Source organism: Telluria sp. ZB2R32 (genome assembly GCF_059685715.1).
In genome coordinates, this window is record NZ_JCASIG010000002.1 from 540,222 (window position 1) to 559,263 (window position 19,042).

The 19,042-nt window shown below is 62.8% G+C and carries 16 protein-coding genes; 8 read left to right on the forward strand and 8 right to left on the reverse strand.

Features of this window, described 5'->3' with window-relative positions; genetic code table 11:
• Window positions 1-6: 6 nt before the first annotated feature.
• Window positions 7-1,152 carry an acyl-CoA dehydrogenase family protein gene (locus tag AC56LG_RS07355; protein ID WP_497165829.1) on the reverse strand — a complete coding sequence of 382 codons (1,146 nt, stop codon included), beginning with the start codon at window positions 1,150-1,152 and terminating at the stop codon, window positions 7-9.
• A 2-nt stretch (window positions 1,153-1,154) separates the two neighbouring features.
• On the reverse strand, window positions 1,155-2,336 hold the full coding sequence (locus AC56LG_RS07360; RefSeq protein ID WP_497165453.1) for a lipid-transfer protein: 1,182 nt from the start codon (window positions 2,334-2,336) through the stop codon (window positions 1,155-1,157).
• 162 nt (window positions 2,337-2,498) lie between these two features.
• On the opposite strand from AC56LG_RS07360, the gene AC56LG_RS07365 reads away from it, so the two are divergent.
• Window positions 2,499-4,208, forward strand: a complete 1,710-nt coding sequence (locus AC56LG_RS07365) for a cation:proton antiporter domain-containing protein (RefSeq protein WP_497165454.1) — start codon at window positions 2,499-2,501, stop codon at window positions 4,206-4,208.
• A gap of 128 nt (window positions 4,209-4,336) precedes the next feature.
• Here AC56LG_RS07365 and AC56LG_RS07370 read toward each other — a convergent pair whose 3' ends face one another.
• Window positions 4,337-6,295: an AAA family ATPase gene (locus AC56LG_RS07370; RefSeq protein ID WP_497165455.1), complete on the reverse strand. Its 1,959-nt coding sequence runs from the start codon at window positions 6,293-6,295 to the stop codon at window positions 4,337-4,339.
• A 550-nt stretch (window positions 6,296-6,845) separates the two neighbouring features.
• Between AC56LG_RS07370 and AC56LG_RS07375 the strand changes: the two genes are divergently transcribed.
• The gene (locus AC56LG_RS07375) at window positions 6,846-7,121 is read left to right on the forward strand and encodes a hypothetical protein (protein WP_497165456.1); all 276 of its coding nucleotides are present in this window, start codon (window positions 6,846-6,848) and stop codon (window positions 7,119-7,121) included.
• 18 nt (window positions 7,122-7,139) lie between these two features.
• On the opposite strand, the gene AC56LG_RS07380 is transcribed toward AC56LG_RS07375, so the two are convergent.
• The 3 genes from AC56LG_RS07380 to AC56LG_RS07390 form a co-directional block, all read right to left on the reverse strand.
• Complete coding sequence (locus AC56LG_RS07380; protein ID WP_497165457.1) at window positions 7,140-7,706, reverse strand: DUF1697 domain-containing protein; 567 nt, start codon at window positions 7,704-7,706, stop codon at window positions 7,140-7,142.
• A gap of 52 nt (window positions 7,707-7,758) precedes the next feature.
• A complete protein-coding gene (gene gstA / locus AC56LG_RS07385; RefSeq protein WP_497165458.1) occupies window positions 7,759-8,364 on the reverse strand; it encodes a glutathione transferase GstA in 606 nt (201 codons plus the stop codon).
• Window positions 8,365-8,670: 306 nt separating this feature from the next.
• Window positions 8,671-9,054 (reverse strand): hypothetical protein, encoded by a 384-nt coding sequence (locus tag AC56LG_RS07390; RefSeq protein ID WP_192052690.1) that lies wholly within the window; start codon window positions 9,052-9,054, stop codon window positions 8,671-8,673.
• 628 nt (window positions 9,055-9,682) lie between these two features.
• Here AC56LG_RS07390 and miaB point away from each other — a divergent pair.
• Genes miaB through ybeY form a run of 3 tightly spaced genes read left to right on the forward strand, consistent with a single transcriptional unit; the run spans window position 9,683 to window position 12,565 of the window.
• Window positions 9,683-11,044 (forward strand): tRNA (N6-isopentenyl adenosine(37)-C2)-methylthiotransferase MiaB, encoded by a 1,362-nt coding sequence (miaB, locus tag AC56LG_RS07395; RefSeq protein WP_497165459.1) that lies wholly within the window; start codon window positions 9,683-9,685, stop codon window positions 11,042-11,044.
• Window positions 11,041-12,120, forward strand: a complete 1,080-nt coding sequence (locus AC56LG_RS07400; RefSeq protein ID WP_497165460.1) for a PhoH family protein — start codon at window positions 11,041-11,043, stop codon at window positions 12,118-12,120. Before miaB ends, AC56LG_RS07400 begins: the two co-directional genes overlap by 4 nt.
• Entirely contained in the window at window positions 12,095-12,565 is a 471-nt protein-coding gene (gene ybeY / locus AC56LG_RS07405; RefSeq protein ID WP_497165461.1) for an rRNA maturation RNase YbeY, read from the forward strand. Before AC56LG_RS07400 ends, ybeY begins: the two co-directional genes overlap by 26 nt.
• A 182-nt stretch (window positions 12,566-12,747) precedes the next feature.
• On the opposite strand, the gene AC56LG_RS07410 is transcribed toward ybeY, so the two are convergent.
• Window positions 12,748-14,967 (reverse strand): xanthine dehydrogenase family protein molybdopterin-binding subunit, encoded by a 2,220-nt coding sequence (locus AC56LG_RS07410; RefSeq protein WP_497165462.1) that lies wholly within the window; start codon window positions 14,965-14,967, stop codon window positions 12,748-12,750.
• Between the two features lie 8 nt (window positions 14,968-14,975).
• A complete protein-coding gene (locus tag AC56LG_RS07415; RefSeq protein ID WP_497165463.1) occupies window positions 14,976-15,428 on the reverse strand; it encodes a (2Fe-2S)-binding protein in 453 nt (150 codons plus the stop codon).
• Between the two features lie 148 nt (window positions 15,429-15,576).
• Here AC56LG_RS07415 and AC56LG_RS07420 point away from each other — a divergent pair, with 148 nt between their 5' ends.
• The 3 genes from AC56LG_RS07420 to glyQ all read left to right on the forward strand — a co-directional run bounded on the left by AC56LG_RS07420 (window position 15,577) and on the right by glyQ (window position 19,034).
• Complete coding sequence (locus tag AC56LG_RS07420) at window positions 15,577-16,464, forward strand: CorC family transporter (RefSeq protein ID WP_497165464.1); 888 nt, start codon at window positions 15,577-15,579, stop codon at window positions 16,462-16,464.
• Window positions 16,464-18,038, forward strand: a complete 1,575-nt coding sequence (lnt, locus tag AC56LG_RS07425; protein ID WP_497165465.1) for an apolipoprotein N-acyltransferase — start codon at window positions 16,464-16,466, stop codon at window positions 18,036-18,038. Before AC56LG_RS07420 ends, lnt begins: the two co-directional genes overlap by 1 nt.
• 81 nt (window positions 18,039-18,119) lie before the next feature.
• Window positions 18,120-19,034, forward strand: coding sequence for a glycine--tRNA ligase subunit alpha (gene glyQ / locus AC56LG_RS07430; protein WP_497165466.1), 915 nt, complete (start codon window positions 18,120-18,122; stop codon window positions 19,032-19,034).
• Window positions 19,035-19,042 lie beyond the last annotated feature (8 nt).

The following is a 19,042-nucleotide window of genomic DNA, read 5'->3' on the forward strand; positions in this document are numbered from 1 at the left end:
GCTCCTTTATAACGACCTGGCGATGATCTCTTTCATGATCTCGTTGGCGCCGCCGTAGATGCGCTGGACGCGGGCGTCGACGTACATCTGGGCGATCGGGTATTCGAGCATGTAGCCGTAGCCGCCGAAGAGCTGCACGCACTGGTCCACGACCTTGCACTGCAAGTTCGAGATCCAGTACTTCGCCATCGAGGCGCGCACCGTGTCCATGCGTCCGGCCAGCATGTCTTCGATGCAGCGGTCGATGAAGATGCGTGCGACCGTCGCTTCGGTCTTGATCTCGGCCAGGATAAAACGCGTGTTCTGCATCTCGATCAGGGCCTGGCCGAAGGCCTTGCGCTCTTTCGCATGCGCGACGGTCAGCGCCAACGCGCGCTCGATCGCGGCCACCCCGGCCACGCCGATGATGGTGCGCTCGTAGGGCAGTTCGGTCATCAACTGGACGAATCCCCTGCCCTCCTCGCCACCGAGCACACCGTCGAAACCGACGTGGGCATCGTCGAAGAACAGCTCGCAGGTGTCCTGCCCCTTTTGCCCGACCTTTTCCAGGATGCGGCCGACGCGAAAGCCCGGGTTGTCGCGCGTCTCCAGCAGCATCAGCGAGATGCCTTTCGCACCGCCGGCCGGATCGGTCTTCGCCACCACCAGCACCAGGTCGGCCAGGTAGCCGTTCGAGATAAACGTCTTGGAACCGTTGACACGGTAGCCGTCGCTGCCCTTCACAGCCGTGGTGCGGATGCCCTTCAGGTCGGAGCCGGCGCCAGGTTCCGACATGGCGATCGCCGCGATCATCGCGCCGCTGGCCAGTTGCGGCAGGTAGCGCCGTTTCTGCGCTTCGGTGCCCTGGTTCAGCAGGTAGTGGGCGACGATCGCGTGGACGTGCAGCCCGAAAGCCATGTCGCCGGCATGGCCGAGTTCTTCGAAAACGATGGCCATGTGGGCGAAGTTGCCGCCCGAGCCGCCGTATTCCTCGGGAATGTCGGCCGCCAGCAAGCCCATTTCACCGGCCTTGATCCACAGGTCGCGGTCGACGTGCTGCTGCTGGCGCCAGCGTTCGCCGTGCGGCGCGATTTCGCTGGCGACGAAACGGCGCACGGCATCGCGAAAACTGTCCAGTTCCGGGTTCATCCAGGAGGGCGTCATCAGCGCCATGTTCATGCCGCCTGGTACAGGGTGACCACGCAGGCGCCGCCCAGGCCGAGGTTGTGCTGCAGGGCCGTGCGCGCATTGTCCATCTGGCGCGCGCCGGCGCTGCCGCGCAACTGGTGGGTCAGCTCGAAACACTGGGCCAGACCCGTGGCGCCGAGCGGATGGCCTTTCGACAGCAGGCCGCCGGATGGATTGGTGACGACCTTGCCGCCATAGGTGTTGTCGGCGTCAAGGATGAATTTGGCGGCGCCGCCTTCCGGGCACAGGCCGAGCGCTTCGTAGGTAATGAGTTCGTTGTGGGCGAAGCAGTCGTGCAGTTCGACCACGTCAAGGTCGTCGGGGCCGATACCGGCTTGGCTGTAGACCTTGTCGGCCGCTTCGCGGCTCATCTCATAGCCGACCAGGCGCATCATGTCGTTCGCATCGAAGGTGCTGGCGCGGTCGGTCGTCATCGCTTGGGCGGCGATGAAGACATCCGAACGCAGGCCGCGCTTCTTCGCGAACGCTTCCGAGACTAGCACCGCGGCGGCGGCGCCGCAGGTCGGCGGGCAGGCCATCAGGCGCGTCATCACGCCGGGCCAGATGGCCGGCGCGTCGAGCACGTCCTGGGCGCTGACTTCCTTCCTGAACAGCGCCAGCGGATTGTTGGCGGCGTGGCGGCTGGCCTTGGCGCGGATCTCGGCGAACGCCGCCAGCGGCGTGCCGTATTTTTCCATGTGCGCCAGGCCCGCCCCGCCGAAATAGCGCAGCGCCAGCGGGATCTCGGGCTTGCCGACCAGGCGGTCGGTGACGGCGTCGAAGTCGTCGAAGGGCGCAGGGCGGTCAGTGAAGACGGAACCCAGGGCGCCGGGACTCATCTGTTCGAAGCCGAGCACCAGTACGCAATCGGCGGCGCCGCTGGCGATCGCCTGGCGCGCCAGGAACAGCGCCGTCGAGCCGGTCGAGCAGTTGTTGTTGACGTTGACGATCGGGATGCCGGTCATGCCGACGCCATACAGGGCTTTCTGGCCGCAGGTCGAGTCGCCGTAGACGTAGCCGGCATAGGCTTGCTCGACCTCCTCGTAGTCGATGCCGGCGTCCTGCAAGGCGGCGCGCGCGGCCTCGGCGGCCATGACGTGGTACGGGGCGCTGGCGCCCGGTTTGGCGAACGGGATCATGCCTACGCCGCTGACGAATACCTTGTTCATGCTGTCTCCTGTTTGTGACCGTCTGGTCTTTATCGAATCGATTATAGCCAGCCCGTGCAGCCTTGACGCAACCGGGCCACCGAAGGTCTATTCTATTTTCTGACCATGTCGTCAACGTCGCTTATACTGCCGGGATTCCACATTGATAAGGAGACGTCCTGCATGCATCATGAACTCAGCCTGATTACCACCATCGCCGCCGCCCTCGGGTTCGGCCTGATCTTCGGCATGCTTGCCGTGCGCCTGAAATTGCCGGCGCTGGTCGGCTATCTCGCCGCCGGCATCGTCATCGGCCCCGCCACACCGGGCTTCGTCGCCGACGTGTCGCTGGCCTCGCAACTGGCCGAGATCGGGGTAATGCTGCTGATGTTCGGGGTAGGACTGCACTTCTCGCTGCGCGACCTGCTCGACGTGCGCAAGATCGCCCTGCCCGGCGCGATCCTGCAGATCGCCGTGGCGACCGTGATGGGCATCGGCATGGCGCACCTGTGGGGCTGGAGTTTAGGCGCGGGGCTGGTGTTCGGCCTGGCGCTGTCGGTGGCCAGCACCGTGGTGCTGCTGCGCGCGCTGGAAAGCCGCGGCATCCTCGATTCGATGAACGGCCGCATCGCGGTCGGCTGGCTGGTGGTCGAAGACCTGGTGACGGTGCTGGTGCTGGTGCTGCTGCCGGCGATCGCCGGCCCGCTCGGCGGCAAGGGCGCCGATGGCGCCGGAGCAGATACGTCGCTGCTGTATGCACTCGGTAAAACGCTGCTGCAGGTCGGCGCCTTTGTCGCCTTCATGCTGATCGTCGGCCGTAAACTGTTTCCCTGGTTCCTGTGGAAAGTTGCCAAGACCGCTTCACGCGAGCTGTTCACGCTGGCGGTGATCGCCGCCGCCGTCGGCATCGCCTACGGTTCGTCGGAACTGTTCGGCGTGTCGTTCGCGCTGGGCGCGTTTTTCGCGGGCATGGTGCTGCGCGAGTCGGACCTGTCGCACCGCGCCGCCGAAGAATCGCTGCCGCTGCGCGACGCATTCTCGGTGCTGTTCTTCGTCTCGGTCGGCATGCTGTTCGACCCGATGGTGCTGGTCGACAGTCCATTCAAGGTGCTCGGCGTCGTCTTGGTGATCATCTTCGGCAAGTCGATCGCGGCCATGCTGCTGGTGCTGGCCCTGCGCTACCCCTTGAATACCGCAATTACGGTCTCGGCCAGCCTGGCGCAGATCGGCGAGTTCTCGTTCATCCTGGCCGCGCTCGGCATCACGCTGGGGTTGATGCCGCAGGAAGGTCAGAGCCTGATCCTGGCCGGCGCCATCATCTCGATCGCGGTCAATCCGCTGCTGTTCACGGCGATCGAGCCGCTGCAGCGCTGGCTGCGCGCCAATTCGCAGGCGGTGCGCAACATGGAAGCGTCGCCCGACCCGCTGGCCGAACTGCCGATGACGGTGCCGCACGAGCGCCTCACCGGCCAGGTGGTGCTGATCGGCTTCGGCCGCGTGGGCCGCCGCATCGCCGACGAACTGACGGCCCAGGGCGTGCACTTCGTGGTGGCCGAACAGAACCGCGAGCTGGTCGAGATGCTGCGCCGGCGCGACCAGCCGGCGGTGGTCGGCAATGCGGCCGAGCCGGCGGTGCTGATCCAGGCCCACATCGCGCGCGCCGCGGTGCTGGTGATCGCCACGCCCGACACCTTCCACGTGCGCACCATGATCGAGACGGCGAAGATGCTCAACCCGACCATCCGCTGCCTGGTGCGTACCCATAACGAGGAAGAAGCCGAGCTGCTGCGCAAGGATACGGGCGGCAAGGTGTTCATCGGCGAGCAGGAGCTGGCGGGGAGCATGGCGCGCTATGTGCTGGAGACGCTGGCGCAGAAGGCGCATGCGCATTGAGGTGAGGATGCGTCGCTGCTGATCGAGCTGTTTGCGCGGGCATGCCCGCCCTACGGTGCACGTTGGTCAACAATGAAAAAGCCCGCTGGCGCATTGCGCACAGCGGGCTTTTTCGTTGAGGTTCCACTTTACGCGGCGACCATCTCGCCGGTTTCCGAGCACAGCTTCAGGTTCGCATGCTTGGGCGCGAAGTGCAGCAGTTCCTTGCGCTCTTCGAGCAGCGCGAACACGGCGTCTTTCGACAGCACGTACTGGTCGAGCAGCGTGTCCTTGATCGACTCGATCAGCGCGCGGTAGTCGCGCATCGCGCCCAACGTGTAGCTGTAGAGCTCATCGGCCTTTTCTTCCATCTGGCGCAGGGTGTGCTCGCCGCTGGCGTCGTTCTGCAGCTGGCTGTAGTCGATCTTCGAGCGCGAATACATCGACAGGCGGTTGACCATCAGGTTGAGCATCTTGGTGACCTTCTCGATGTCGTTCTGGGCGCCGACCGAGATGCCGCGGGCGCCGTAGAACAGCTCTTCGGCCGCCATGCCGCCGTACAGGCCGACCACGTCGCGCTCGAGTTCTTCGAGCGTGCGCAGCGACATGTCGTCGCCCGACTGCAGCACGTAGCCGAGGGCGCCGATTTTTGAGACGGCTTCGGTCGAAATTTTCAGCAGGTGCGACTTTTCCTTTACTTCGGCGAGCGACAGGCCGGCACGCAGGTGCGGGTCGATCTGCATGAAGAAATGGCCCAGTTCGTGCAGGGCGATGCGCTCGCGCTGCTTGTGCTTTTCGGCGGTGGTGGCGCGGTCGGTCAGGCCGATGGTGGCGCGCTCGTAGGCACGGAACAGCAGATCGGTATTGATGATCGTCTTTTCCTGGATCGACAGCATCGAGGCGCGTTCGACCACGGTTTCCAGCAGCGCCGGGCTCAGGTTCTGGGTGATCTCGGCGACCTGGTCCAGGTCGAGGTCGTTGTAGTCGACCAGACCATCCTTCTTGCGCGACAGGAAACTGCGCAGCAGTTCGCGGCGCTCGCCCTTGTTCGGCAGGCGGAAGTTGATCTTCACCGAGAAGCGGCGCAGCATCGCTTCGTCCATCTCGGTCGAGGCATCGTCGAAGTTCGAGGCGATGACCCAGATCACGCCCTGGCCCTTGTCGCTTTTGACGCCATCGAGCAGGCCGAGCAGCGTGTTGGCGGTATCGTCTTCCCACTTCTTTTCGCTGCGGCCGCGCGGCATGAACAGGCTCTGGCCTTCGTCGAGGAAGATGATGCATTTGCCTTTGGCGCACGCCTTGCGGTAGAGGGCGTTCAGGGCTTTCGAGCCGCCGCCGACGTAACCCGATTCCAGCGCCGACCCCGAGGCCGAGATCAGCGGCAGGTTCAGGCGCTTGGCCAGGTAGCCGACCAGCTTGGTCTTACCGGTACCGGCAGGCCCGGTCAGCATCACGTTGAACGGCTTGTCGATGTTGTGCGAAGCGTATTCGTCGCGGTTGCGGATCATGTCTTCCAGGTGCAGCACTTCCTGCTTGATGTCTTCCATGCCGATCAGATCGTCCATGCTGCCCTTGAGCTTGTCCGGCATGATCATGGTCGAACTCGCACCCATGCCCGGGATGCCGAACTTCAGGCAGTACAGGATCAACAACAGCAACACGATTTCGAAGGCATGGCGCTTGACGAAGTCGCCGGCGTGCGCGCCCATCGAGCCGCCTTCGTCGAGCACGGCTTCATGCGATGCCAGGAACTCGTCCTTGGCGATCGAATAGGGAATCGCGTTCTTGAGCAGCACTTCGCGCTCGAGCGACAGGTGCGAGGTGCTCGGCACCTTGACCACGTGCAGTTCGGGCGCGTTCTTGAACTTGAAGACATAGCGCGGCGATTCCGACAGCGGCTTGGCCACCATCAGGTAATCGAGCTTGTCCTTCTGGCCTGCCAGGCGGGTGATTTCAGAAATGTCTTGCGAATGAATGACCGGGCTCGGGTCTTGCGGCGCATCGGCCGAATAAATGGCGAGGCCGGTCAGCGCGCCCAGCAGGACGGCAGCGGCGATGCGTACATAAACATTCTTAAAAGCAATCTGAAGTCGGGCAAAGTTAGGCATGTTCGGAACTTTACAAATAGTTGGATGCGCAGATGAGACAGTGCAAACAGCGATGCCGTTCCGGATGACGCTGGCGGAAGGGCGACGGCTCTTGAAGGCCGGTGATGATCAGAAGCGCATGGAGGAACACATATGTGTTCATCATCGTTTTGATGCCGTTAGGCAATAGGGATAGGGAGACTATACCCGTAAAGAAAACGCAGATGTATACGCCACGCTTAAAATTTCTTGATCTCTGTCATAGCTGGAAAACCTGACAATGCTATTCGTTGCAGGCTTGGCAAAAAAGGCAGCGATATGCTTAACGTTTATGAAAAACAGTTAATACTGTTCTAACAGACGGGCATGAAAGTCTTGGCGTTCCGATAAGGCCGGATTGGCGCGCTGTCGCATTTCTTTCACACCCCACTGGGTGTTTGCCGCGCGGCCGTTTTCTGCCCGAATCGAACGGCGTCGCGTTTCAGCGCTTTGCTATGCTCTTTCGCAGAGCGTCGCTTGCGGCGCCCTCCTCCGCTTCTCCGACCGCCAGGCTTGCAAGGAAGGAAGCATCGTGAACAGATTCGCACTCGCAGCAGCGCTCGCCATTGGGCTGAGCGGCATCGCCCAGGCGAAGGTCATCGATCTGGCCCCACAGGCTGCACCGGGCGCCTTGCCGGCCATCTTGCCGGTACATGCGCAGGCCGGCGCAGGGATGCCCGTGCCCGGCGTGTTGGCCCTACCGGGCATCTCCGAATTGCCGGAGCCGGAAGTCTTTGCCATGATGCTGGTCGGCCTGGTCCTGCTGGGCTACCGGGCGCGGCGCAACAGCCGCGAGAAGTTCAAATAGCTCAGGGGGCTCAGGGGCTCAGGCGCCGGGCGGCACCGACGCGGGCTCGCTGCAAAGCGCGTAGAGCTTGCACAGGGTGTTCCAGTTGCGCGCGGTGGTGTTGTCGCCCAGTTGCTTGCCGAGGGCGCCGGCGGCGGCGCTGGCAAGTACCCCTTCCGGGCACCAGACATAGACGGCGCGCTGGCCCAGCGCCAGCGCTTCGCTGCCCCAGCTGCGTTCGCACAGCGCGCCCACGCCCGTGCGCAGGGCGGCGTCGCCCAGGATGAAGACCAGCAGGCGCGCATGGTCGGTCGCCTGCGCCAGCAAGGTGTTTTCGGCCAGCACGGCGGCCAGCTCTTCACCGCTGAGCACCATGACGCGCGCCGCCACGCCCAGCTTCAGCACCATCCGCTCTTCGATCGCGGCCGCGGCGGTACCGGGGTCGATGCCGTCGGCCGCGAACACGAGGTTGCCGCTGTTGAGGACGCTACGGACGTCGCGATAGCCGAGCTCGGCGAGCAGCTTGCGCAAGTCGGCCATGGCCACGCGCTTGGCGCGGCCGACGTTGATCCCGCGGATCAGGGCAATGTAGCGTTGGCTTGTCATGGGGCCATGGTACTCCTCAGGCAAGCCGGGCGGCAAATGCTTGCTTGGACGCTTACTTCATTAAACCTTCGGCGCGCAATGCCTGCTGTACGGCCGGGCGTGCACCGATGCGGGCGCGGTACACGCCCAGCACCGGCCAGGCAGACAGGTCGAGCCCGACGACATCAGCCCAACCGAGCACCGTGAACAGGTAGGCGTCGGCAACGCTGAAGCGGCCTTCCAGGTAGTCGCCCTTGCTCAGCTGCGCCGCCACGTATTCCAGGCGCAAGGCCAGCATCTTGCGCGCATGGGCTTTGATGTCGTCGCTTGCCGCCGGATTGAACAGCGGGCTGAAGTTCTTGTGCAGTTCCGACGAGATATAGCTCAACCACGAGATGACCTTGTAACGGGCAGCATCGCCTACCGGCGGCAACAAGCCGGCAGCGGGCGCCAGGTCGGCCAGGAACTGGACGATGGCCGCGCCTTCGGTCAGCACGCTGCCGTCGTCCAGGGCCAGGGCCGGCACATAGCCTTTCGGGCTGATCGCGCGGAAATCCGCACCGGTCGCCGTCAGTTTTGCGCGCAGGTCGACCTGTTCGGCGCTGAAGTCCAGCCCTGTTTCGAGCAGGACGATGTGGGGAGAGAGCGAGCAGGCGCCGGGGCTGAAATACAGTTTCATGGGTTTCCTTGATCCGGGTTGGCAAAATGCGCCAGGCATGTACAACTGACATGTCCGGCGGAGCACGGCGAGAATACAATACCCGGCGCCGAAGGGCTCCGGACGGGCGCAAGCAGGCCTGGCAGAATGCCGCACAAATGGTGGATCAGGAAAGCGAAGAGGAGCGGAAACGACAACGCATCCGGCAGGCCAACCGCCAGCGGACGCGCAAAAGAAAAAGGCAGCGTGCGCAGCGTCGCTCAGGACGCCGGGCCGCTGCCTGGCATTACCGGGGGCATGGCAGTGAAACCTGCCACGCCGCCGGCATTAGTGCGCATAGTTGCCGGACGACGAAGGCGTTGCCTCGTTGTTCTGCGCTGGCTGTTGCTGGGCTGCTGCTGCTGCGGCGGCGGCTGCCTTCTCTTCTGGCTTCGGGCGGCCCTGGGCATCGGACAGGCGGTATTTGGTGCGGCGATCGCCCATCAGGTCGCGCAGGTCGCGGATGCTCATGCCGGTGACTTCGTGCATGCGGATCAGCAGCGAGGCGCCGACCGGCAGGCGGTGGTGGCGGATCTTGCTGATGACCGGTGGCGCCACCTCGAGCATGCGCGACAGGGCCGCGTCATTCTTCAGCTGCATCTTGCCCAGCAAGATGTCGAGCAGGTGGTTCGGGTTGTAGCTTTCCTGTGATGACAAAGCATGGTGTGCCATGATGGTTTACCTCGTAAAGTGAATAAAATAGTTCCGTTACGAACTTTTGAAAACGACGTGCTTTCGTCAACATAAGTTCCCGGACATGCTTCTCAGCCATGATTCCGAATAGAGTCTGCAGAACAAGTCTGAGTCCTGGCTTAAAAACAATGCCGGCGTACATGCGTCCTGCTTAACACTCCCCGAACGCACTTGTCTTTCAAACAAATTATCAGACTCTTACGAACCCAATGTGTGCGTCCTGAGCACATGACTCATTGTTCGAAATCAAGCTATCGCGTGGAAAGCTTGTCACATAAGCATTTCAACACATGGAGATAATTTGTGGCGCACGCAAGAGATTTTTTTTAGTAATTTGTGTAAAAGAATTTGAGGCGAAGGTCTTGATTTACAACAGGAAATATATTGAGCAAGCCCAGACTCTGCCTTACTCTCCGCGATTTGATTCCTAAGCGCAATTTAACAATCTGAATATAATGACAATCGCCTTAAGCCAAGCAACACTTAGTTCCTGATTGCACTAAATATCGCGGCTGCATACGCCGTTTTTCGGTGAACGGCACTGAATTACGGTAAACTCGCTTGTTGCCTTGTCACGGCCTCCGCCCTCCCTTTCCCGCCAGCACTCATGCAGAAAAAAGTATTTATCAAAACCTTTGGTTGCCAGATGAACGAGTACGACTCGGACAAGATGGCAGACGTCCTCGGCGCTTCCGATGGGCTCGTGCGTACCGATACGCCGGACGATGCCGACGTCATCCTCTTTAATACGTGTTCTGTCCGCGAAAAGGCGCAGGAAAAAGTATTTTCCGACCTGGGGCGCCTGCGCGCCTTGAAACGCGAACGTCCCGACCTCATTATTGGTGTGGGTGGATGCGTCGCTTCGCAGGAAGGCGAAGCCATCGTCAAGCGCGCGCCGCACGTCGACATGGTGTTCGGGCCGCAAACCCTGCACCGCTTGCCGCAAATGATCCGCGAGCGCCGCCATACCGGTACGGCCCAGGTCGACATCAGCTTCCCGGAAATCGAGAAGTTCGACCATTTGCCGCCAGCCAAGATCGACGGCCCGGTGGCCTATGTGTCGATCATGGAAGGCTGCAGCAAGTATTGCAGTTACTGCGTGGTGCCCTACACCCGCGGCGAGGAAGTATCGCGCCGCTTCGAAGACGTGCTGACGGAAGTGGCTGGCCTGGCGGCCCAGGGCGTGAAGGAAATCATGCTGCTGGGCCAGAACGTGAATGCCTTCCGCGGCCAGATGGAAAGTGGAGAGGTTGCCGACTTTGCCTTGCTGCTCGAATACATTGCCGATATTCCCGGTATCGAGCGCTTGCGTTTCGTCACCAGCCACCCGAAGGAATTTACCCAGCGCCTGATCGACGCCTACGCCAAGATCCCGCAGCTGGTGAACCACCTGTATCTGCCGGTGCAGCATGGTTCCGACCGCATCCTCGGCGCCATGAAGCGCGGCTATACAGGGCTGGAGTACAAATCGATCATTCGCCGCATTCGTGCGGTGCGCCCCGACATCGCGATCTCGTCGGACTTCATCGTGGGCTTCCCCGGTGAAACCGATGCCGATTTCGAGGCCATGATGAAGCTGGTGCAGGACGTCGGCTTCGATAACAGTTTCAGTTTTATTTTCAGTAAGCGTCCCGGTACGCCGGCCGCGAACCTGGAAGACGATACCCCGCACGAGGTCAAGCTGGCGCGCCTGCAGCGCCTGCAAGCCCTGATCGATGCCAACACGCGCAAGTACAGCGCGGCGATGGTCGGCACGGTCCAGCGTGTGCTGGTGGAGGGACCGTCGAAGAAGGATCCGTCTGAATTGCAAGGCCGCACCGAGAGCAACCGGGTGGTCATTTTCGCTCCAGGCACCGCGGGCAATGCACTGGTCGGCCAACTGGTCGACGTACGCGTTACCGAAAGCCTGGATTATTCACTGCGCGGCGAACTCGTCGCCAATCTCGATACGATTGCCATAGCCAGTTGAAAACACAGCCATCACTGCCGTCTTATTTCATTCCCGAGCCGCTCGATAACACGCGGCTCGCCCACCTGTGCGGTCCGCTCGACGAAAACCTGCGCCAGATCGGCGCAGCGCTCGACGTGACCATCTTCCGCCGCGGCGAGAAATTCATCGTCACCGGCGCCAATGCCGAGCGCGCGGTCGAATTGCTGGAACGCTTCTATGCGGTGGCCAACAAGGTCGTACCGATCGAAGAAGTGCAGCTGGCCCTGGTCGAACAGCGCGCCGGCCTGCGCCCGACCGTCGAAGGCGCCGAGCCGAAAGCCGAGGCCGTATCTGCTGCGCCCGAGGAAGGCGTCGACGAATCCGAACTCGTCAGCCCGATGCTGAAAACCCGCCGCAGCGACCTGCGCGGACGCACGCCGCACCAGATCCAGTACCTGAAAGCGGTACTCGAGCACGACATCAGCTTCGGCATCGGCCCTGCCGGCACCGGTAAAACCTACCTGGCCGTCGCCTGCGCCGTGGACGCGCTCGAGCGCGATGCCGTAAAACGCATCATCCTGACCCGTCCAGCCGTGGAAGCGGGCGAGCGTCTTGGCTTCTTGCCGGGCGACATGAGCCAGAAGGTCGACCCCTACCTGCGTCCGCTGTACGACGCGCTGTACGACCTGCTCGGCTTTGACCGCACGCAAAAACTGTTCGAGAAGCAGGTAATCGAGATCGCGCCGCTGGCCTACATGCGCGGCCGTACGCTGAACCACGCCTTCGTGATCCTCGACGAAGCGCAGAACACGACCGTCGAACAAATGAAAATGTTCCTGACGCGTATCGGGTTCGGCAGCAAGGCCGTGGTGACGGGCGACGTCACCCAGGTCGACCTGCATAAAACCCAGCGCAGCGGCCTGGTCGACGCCATGCACGTGCTGAAAGACGTGCGCGGTATCGCCTTTACGCAATTCTCGAGCGCCGACGTGGTGCGCCACCCGCTGGTCGGCCGCATCGTCGATGCCTACGAAAAGGCAACGGCAGTCCAGGAAATGGGCGCCCTTCCAAAACCAACGACTACCCGCAATGCAAGAAAAAAACCATCCGCTTGACCTCGACGTCCAGTACCCGGACGCCCGCCTGGAAGCGTCGATCACCCCGGAGCTGGTCGAGCGCTGGGTGCGCGCCACCCTGCTCGGCCCGGCCGAGCTGACCGTCCGTTTCGTCGACAGTGCCGAGGGGCAAGTGCTGAACCGCGACTACCGCGGCAAGGACTATGCGACCAACGTGCTGACCTTTGCCTATAACGAAGGCGAAGAACTGCTTGATGACGAACCGACCCAGGCCGACATCATCCTGTGCACGGACGTGCTGCAGCGCGAAGCCGAGGAACAGAAAAAGACGGTCGAGGAACATGCGGCGCACCTGGTGGTGCATGGCGTGCTGCATGCCCAGGGGTATGACCACGAGCATGACGAGGAAGCCGAAGAGATGGAGCAGTTCGAGCGCGACATCATGGAAGTGCTCGGCTATCCGGATCCGTACGCAACCGAATAATGGGTGTGCCGTTGTAGGGTGGGCACTTGTGCCCACGCGGTCGTGCAGATGCGATCTGGTGCGTTCCGCGTCACGACGCGAGCATTGAAGGATGGAATCTCGCTGTCACGACGCATGCGGTAATCCGCGTGGGCTCAAGAGCCCACCCTACATTACGCCACTGTTAACAGTGGCGTTTTCATTTACCCCTTCAACTGTTCGCCAATCGGCAACTTGCGAATCCGCTTGCCCGTCGCCGCAAACACGGCATTCGTCAGCGCCGGCGCAATGCCGGCCGTGCCCGGCTCGCCGATACCGCCCGGCTCGTCCGTACTGGTGACGATGTGCACTTCGACCCTGGGCGCCTCGTTGATGCGCATCATGCGGTAATCGCCGAAGTTGGTCTGCTGCACCCGTCCCTTCTCCAGGGTGATCTCGTTCCACAGCGCCGCCGTGGCGCCGAACACGATGCCGCCTTCCATCTGGGCGACGATGGTGTCGGGATTGATGGCCTGGCCGCAATCGACCGCGCAGACGACGCGGTGCACGCGCACGTCGCCGTCGGGGCCGACCGACACTTCCGCCACCTGCGCCATGTAGCTGCCGAAGGCAAACTGGGTCGACACGCCACGCCCGACCTTGCGCCCCACGACCGGCGCCAGCGGCTTGCCCCAGCCCGCCTTTTGCGCCGCCAGGTTCAGCACGCCCAGCGTACGCGGCGATTTATCGAGCAAGGCACGGCGGAAAGCCACCGGGTCCTGTTTCGCGGCTTGTGCCAGCTCGTCGATAAAACTTTCCACCACGAATACGTTATGGGTCGGACCGACGCCGCGCCAGAAGGCGGTCGGCACGCCCGCCGGTTCGTGGCGCACGTACTCCACACGCATGTCGGGAATCGTGTATTGCAAGTCGGCCGCGCCCTCGACCGCATCCGGATCGACGCCATTCTTGACCGCCGGCGGTGCAAAGCGCGCCATGATCGACGAGCCCGTCACGCGGTGGAACCAGGCCGCGACGCGTCCCTTGTCGTCCAGGCGCGCCGCCAGCCGGTCCACGTAATACGGACGGAACATATCGTGCTGGATATCTTCTTCGCGGGTCCAGATGAATTTCACCGGTCCCTTGGTCAGTTTCGCAAAGGCGACTGCCTGGATCACGTAATCGACTTCCAGGCGCCTGCCGAAACCGCCGCCAATGTAGTAATTGTGGACCTTGACCTTGTCGACCGGGATGCCGGCCACCTTGGCGGCGGCACCCTGCGCCAGCGCCGGCACCTGCGTGCCGACCCACAGGTCGCAACCATCGGCGCGCAAGTCGACCGTGCAATTCATCGGTTCCATGGTCGCGTGGGCAAGGAAGGGCATTTCATAGACGGCTTCGACCTTGCGTCCACCCGCCTGGTCGAGCGCCTTGACGGCGTCGCCGGCGTTCTTGGCCACCGCACCCGTGCCTTCCGACACCTTCATCATGTCGCCGACGATACCAGCCAGCGATACCTTGCCGTTGGCGCCATCGTCCCAGCGCGGCGCGGCCGCCGCCAGGCCCTGCTTGGCGGCCCAGAAATGGTCGGCCACGACGGCCACCGCGCCCTCCAGGCGCAGCACCTGGCGCACGCCTTTCACGGCCATCGCTTTCGCTTCGTCCACGCCGGCCAGCTTGCCGCCGGTGACCGGCGAAGCAGCTACCGCGGCAATGCCCATATTCGGCAGGCGCGCGTCGATGCCGAACAGCGCTTCGCCATTGGTTTTAGCGGCCGAATCGAGGCGCCGCATCGATTTGCCGATCAGCACGTATTGCTCCGGCGCCTTCAGCTTGACGTTTTTCGGCAACTCCATCTTCGATGCCGCGTCGACCAGCTCACCGAAATGGGCCGAACGGCCCGAAGCCTGGTGGCGCACCGAACCGGCCACGACTTGCAGCTCGTTCGTATCGACATTCCAGTTTTTCGCGGCGGCCTGCACCAGCACGCTGCGCACCATGGCGCCCGCTTCGCGCAGCGGCTTCCAGGCGCCGCGCACCGAGGTCGAACCGCCAGTCACCTGGCCGCCGAGCAGTGGATCGGCATACAGTTCGTTGTTGGCCGGCGCCTGCTCGAGTTTCACTTTAGACAGGTCGGCACCCAGTTCCTCGGCCAGCAGCATCGGCATCGATGTAAACGTGCCCTGCCCCATCTCGACCTTGTGGATGACCAGGGTGACGATGCCGGCGCGGTCGATGCGGATAAAGGCGTCGCGCGCCAGGCCCGGCGGGGTGTCGGAATGTTCGGTCGAAGCCTGGCCGACCGCCTTTTCAGGCGGTGCTTCCTTGCGGTCGCCATCCTTGCTGCAACCGAACAGCGAGAAGCCGAACAACAGCCCCCCGCCGGCGGTCGCCCCGAGCTGCATGAAACGGCGCCGGGAATTGGGTACTTTATGTTGGTTCATGTGGGACCTTATTTGCTGGCGGCGATCTTGATCGCCTGGCGGATGCGTCCATAGGTACCGCAGCGGCAGATGTTGCCGGACATCGCATTGTCGATGTCGGTATCGCTCGGCTTCGGCGTCGTTTGCAGCAAGGCGGTGGCCGACATGATCTGGCCGGACTGGCAGTATCCGCACTGCACCACGTCGATCTGGCGCCAGGCATCCTGCACCTTGGCGCCAACCGGGTCCTGGCCAATGGCTTCGATGGTGACGATTTTCTTGCCTGCCGCGCTTGATACCGGCGTCACGCAGGAACGGATCGGCTGGCCGTCGAGATGGACGGTGCAGGCGCCGCACAGGGCCTGGCCGCAGCCGAACTTGGTGCCGGTCAGGCCGGCGACGTCGCGCAGCACCCACAACAGGGGCATGTCGTCGGGCACGTCGAGGTTCGTGGTGCTGCCATTGATGGTGAGGGCGGGCATGCTGTTTCCTTTGTTATTTGACCAATTGAAACATGATAAATCAAGCCTGCCGGGCTTGCTCATGGCAGGGCCGCGGCACCTCGCGCGCTCTGGCGGGTCCGCTTTTGGTGTATGCTACGTCCATCGCAACAACGGCTTCACGCCAACTATGCCCGAGTATCCCAGTGACGTCCGATCGGACGCCAAACCCCACCGGTCGCTCTTCGAACGACTGACCGCACTCATCTCCCCTGAGCCAGAAAACCGCACCGAGCTGCTCGAAGTGCTGCACGAAGCACACGAGCGCAACCTGATCGACGCCGACGCCCTGTCGATGATCGAGGGTGTGTTCCAGGTCTCCGACCTGTCGGCGCGCGACATCATGGTGCCCCGTTCCCAGATGGACGTGATCGACATCACCGATCCAATCGAGGAATGGCTGCCGATCGTGCTGCAAACCCAGCACTCGCGCTTCCCCGCCATCGAAGGCGAGCGCGACAAGGTAGTCGGTATCCTGCTGGCCAAGGATTTGTTGCGTTATTACACCGAGAAAACCTTCGACGTGCGCGCCATGCTGCGCCCGGCGATTTTCATTCCGGAATCGAAACGCCTGAACGTGCTGCTGCGCGATTTCCGCGCCAACCACAACCACATGGCGATCGTCGTCGACGAGTACAGCGGCGTGGCCGGCCTGATCACGATCGAAGACGTGTTGGAACAGATCGTCGGCGACATCGAGGACGAATACGATTTCGACGAGGAAGAAGACAATGTCCTGTCGGTCAAGGAAGGCCAGCTCGGTCCACGCTGGCGCGTGAAAGCGCTGACGGAAATCGACCAGTTCAACGAAGAAATCGGCGTCGACCTGCCCGAAGACGAAGCCGACACCATCGGCGGCTTTGTCGCTGGCCACCTCGGCCGCATGCCGCACAAGGGCGAGGAATTTACCCTGCGTAATCTGCGCTTCGAAGTGCTGCGCGCCGATGCGCGCCAGATCCACGTTTTGCTGGTCGAAAAGCTGCCGCACGCGCAGCACGCCCGCGACGACGACGCCTGATGCTGCGCCGCCGTTCCGCCAGCGCGCCTGTGCCCGTTGCGCCAACTGTGCGGGGCGCGCGTCCTTCCCTGCGTGAACTCGTGCTGGCCGCCCTGGCCGGCGGCGCCTCCGTCCTCTCGTTCGAACCCTTTGGCTGGTGGCCGCTGCAGTTCATCCTGCTGGCCTATATTTTCTACCGGGTCGGGCTCGGCAATTCCGTGAAACGCGCCACCCTGCTCGGCTGGGCCTTCGGCTTCGGCTGGTCGGTCGGCGCCATGCACTGGCTGTATATTCTGATGACCCGCTTCGCCCACTTGCCGGCGATCCTGGGCGCGCTCGGCATCGTCCTGCTCGGCTTGTACATGGGCCTGTTCGGCGCCATCGCCACTGGTGTCGCCGCCTGGCTGCGGCGGCGCTGGTCGCTGCCGATCGCCGCCTTTGTGCTGCTGGTGTTGCCGGTGACCTGGGGTGTGTCGGAATGGATGCGCGGCTGGGTGTTTACGGGCTTCCCCTGGTCGGTCTCGGGCTACGCCCACGATACGGCGCCCCTGGCCGGCTTCGCGCCGCTGATTGGCGTGTACGGCATCGGCATGCTGGTGGCCTTGTGCGGCGGCTGCCTGGTGCTGCTGACGCAGCGTTCGCGCCCCTGGGCGATCGGCCTGCTGGGCGCCGTGCTGGTGTCTGGCTACACGTTGCGCCACATCGAATGGACCGAGCAAACCGGGTCGCCGATCACGGTACGTTTGTTGCAGGGCAATGTTCCGCAAGATCAAAAATTCGACCAGGCTTTCCTGACCAGCATCCTGCAGCGTTATCACGGGATGATCACGGCGGCCCCGGCCGACCTGATCGCCACGCCGGAAACCGCTATTCCGAGTTTTCCGCAGCAATTGCCGCCGGGTTACCTCGAGAGCCTGCAACGCTTCGCCAGCGGCAGCGGCAGCACGCTCGCGGTCGGCATTCCCTTGCTCGATGGTCCGCGCCAGTACGCCAACAGCGTGATCGCACTGTCGCCACAGCCGGCGCCCTACCGCTACGACAAGGCGCACCTGGTGCCCTTCGGCGAATTCATCCCGCCCGGCTTCCGCTGGTTCACCGACATGCTGAACATTCCGCTGAACGACGCTACCCGTGGCAAGGCGCTGCAACTGCCGTTCGCCGTCAAGGATCAGCTGGTGTTGCCGAACATTTGCTACGAAGACGTGTTCGGCGAAGAGATCGCTTATCAGTTGCGCAATGCACCGCGCCCGGCGACGCTGCTGCTGAACATGTCGAACCTGTCCTGGTACGGCCAGTCGTACGCGATCCCGCAACACTTGCAGATTTCGCGCATGCGCACGCTGGAAACGGGCCGCCCGATGCTGCGCTCGACCAACGACGGCGCCACCGCCATCATCGACCACCGCGGCCGCGTGCAGCAGGCGCTGCCTTTCTATACCGAGGGCGTGCTGAGCGCGACCGTGCGCGGCACGACCGGCATGACGCCATTCATCCGCTTCGGCAGCCATGCCTTCCTGTTGCTGGGCGCCCTGGCCCTGGCCGGGGCCTGGCTGTCCGGGCGACATTATCGGAACAAAAAGGCCGATGTCGAATAGCTGAGGTGAACTAGGTCCCAGAGGCCGGGCAAAACCCGCTAGAATTGGTCATTTGGCAAACTTACTGCGGCGTTACCCACGATGCTCACATTCCAACAAATCATCCTGACCTTGCAAACCTATTGGGACAAGCAAGGCTGCGCCCTGCTCCAGCCCTACGACATGGAAGTGGGCGCCGGCACCTTCCACACCGGCACTTTCTTGCGCGCGATCGGCCCGGAGCCGTGGCGCGCCGCCTATGTGCAACCCTCGCGCCGCCCGAAGGATGGCCGCTATGGCGAGAATCCGAACCGCCTGCAGCACTATTACCAGTACCAGGTGGTGCTGAAACCGGCGCCGGAAAACATCCTCGATTTGTACCTCGGTTCGCTCGAAGCGCTGGGACTCGACCTCAAGAAGAACGACGTGCGTTTCGTGGAAGACGACTGGGAAAGCCCGACCCTGGGCGCCTGGGGCCTCGGCTGGGAAGTCTGGCTGAACGGCATGGAAGTGACCCAATTCACCTATTTTCAGCAAGTCGGCGGCCTCGATTGCAAGCCGGTGCTGGGCGAGATCACCTACGGGATCGAGCGCCTGGCGATGTACCTGCAGGGCGTCGAAAACGTCTACGACCTGGTCTGGACCGAGTGGGAAGAGAATGGGCAGACGAAAAAGCTGTCGTACGGCGACGTGTTCCACCAGAACGAAGTCGAGCAGTCGACCTACAACTTCGAGCACGCCAATACCGAGCTGCTGTTCCAGGCCTTCGCCAACCACGAATCCGAAGCCAAGCGCCTGATTGAACTGGAACTGACGCTGCCGGCCTACGAGCAGATCATGAAGGCCTCGCACAGCTTCAACATGCTCGATGCGCGCGGCGCCATTTCCGTGACCGAGCGCGCCGCCTACATCGGCCGCGTACGCACGCTTTCGCGTCTGGTGGCCCAGGCCTATTACGATTCGCGCGAAAAGCTCGGCTTCCCAATGGCACCGACGGCTGTCGCAGCTGCTGCCTGAGTCCCGGA

Bases quoted from the DNA above. Each gene is read 5' to 3' on its own strand.
- AC56LG_RS07355 (WP_497165829.1), bottom strand. From the start codon at position 1,152: ATGGCGCTGATGACGCCCTCCTGGATGAACCCGGAACTGGACAGTTTT.
- AC56LG_RS07360 (WP_497165453.1), bottom strand. From the start codon at position 2,336: ATGAACAAGGTATTCGTCAGCGGCGTAGGCATGATCCCGTTCGCCAAA.
- AC56LG_RS07365 (WP_497165454.1), top strand. From the start codon at position 2,499: ATGCATCATGAACTCAGCCTGATTACCACCATCGCCGCCGCCCTCGGG.
- AC56LG_RS07370 (WP_497165455.1), bottom strand. From the start codon at position 6,295: ATGCCTAACTTTGCCCGACTTCAGATTGCTTTTAAGAATGTTTATGTA.
- AC56LG_RS07380 (WP_497165457.1), bottom strand. From the start codon at position 7,706: ATGACAAGCCAACGCTACATTGCCCTGATCCGCGGGATCAACGTCGGC.
- gstA (WP_497165458.1), bottom strand. From the start codon at position 8,364: ATGAAACTGTATTTCAGCCCCGGCGCCTGCTCGCTCTCTCCCCACATC.
- AC56LG_RS07390 (WP_192052690.1), bottom strand. From the start codon at position 9,054: ATGGCACACCATGCTTTGTCATCACAGGAAAGCTACAACCCGAACCAC.
- miaB (WP_497165459.1), top strand. From the start codon at position 9,683: ATGCAGAAAAAAGTATTTATCAAAACCTTTGGTTGCCAGATGAACGAG.
- ybeY (WP_497165461.1), top strand. From the start codon at position 12,095: ATGCAAGAAAAAAACCATCCGCTTGACCTCGACGTCCAGTACCCGGAC.
- AC56LG_RS07410 (WP_497165462.1), bottom strand. From the start codon at position 14,967: ATGAACCAACATAAAGTACCCAATTCCCGGCGCCGTTTCATGCAGCTC.
- AC56LG_RS07415 (WP_497165463.1), bottom strand. From the start codon at position 15,428: ATGCCCGCCCTCACCATCAATGGCAGCACCACGAACCTCGACGTGCCC.
- AC56LG_RS07420 (WP_497165464.1), top strand. From the start codon at position 15,577: ATGCCCGAGTATCCCAGTGACGTCCGATCGGACGCCAAACCCCACCGG.
- lnt (WP_497165465.1), top strand. From the start codon at position 16,464: ATGCTGCGCCGCCGTTCCGCCAGCGCGCCTGTGCCCGTTGCGCCAACT.
- glyQ (WP_497165466.1), top strand. From the start codon at position 18,120: ATGCTCACATTCCAACAAATCATCCTGACCTTGCAAACCTATTGGGAC.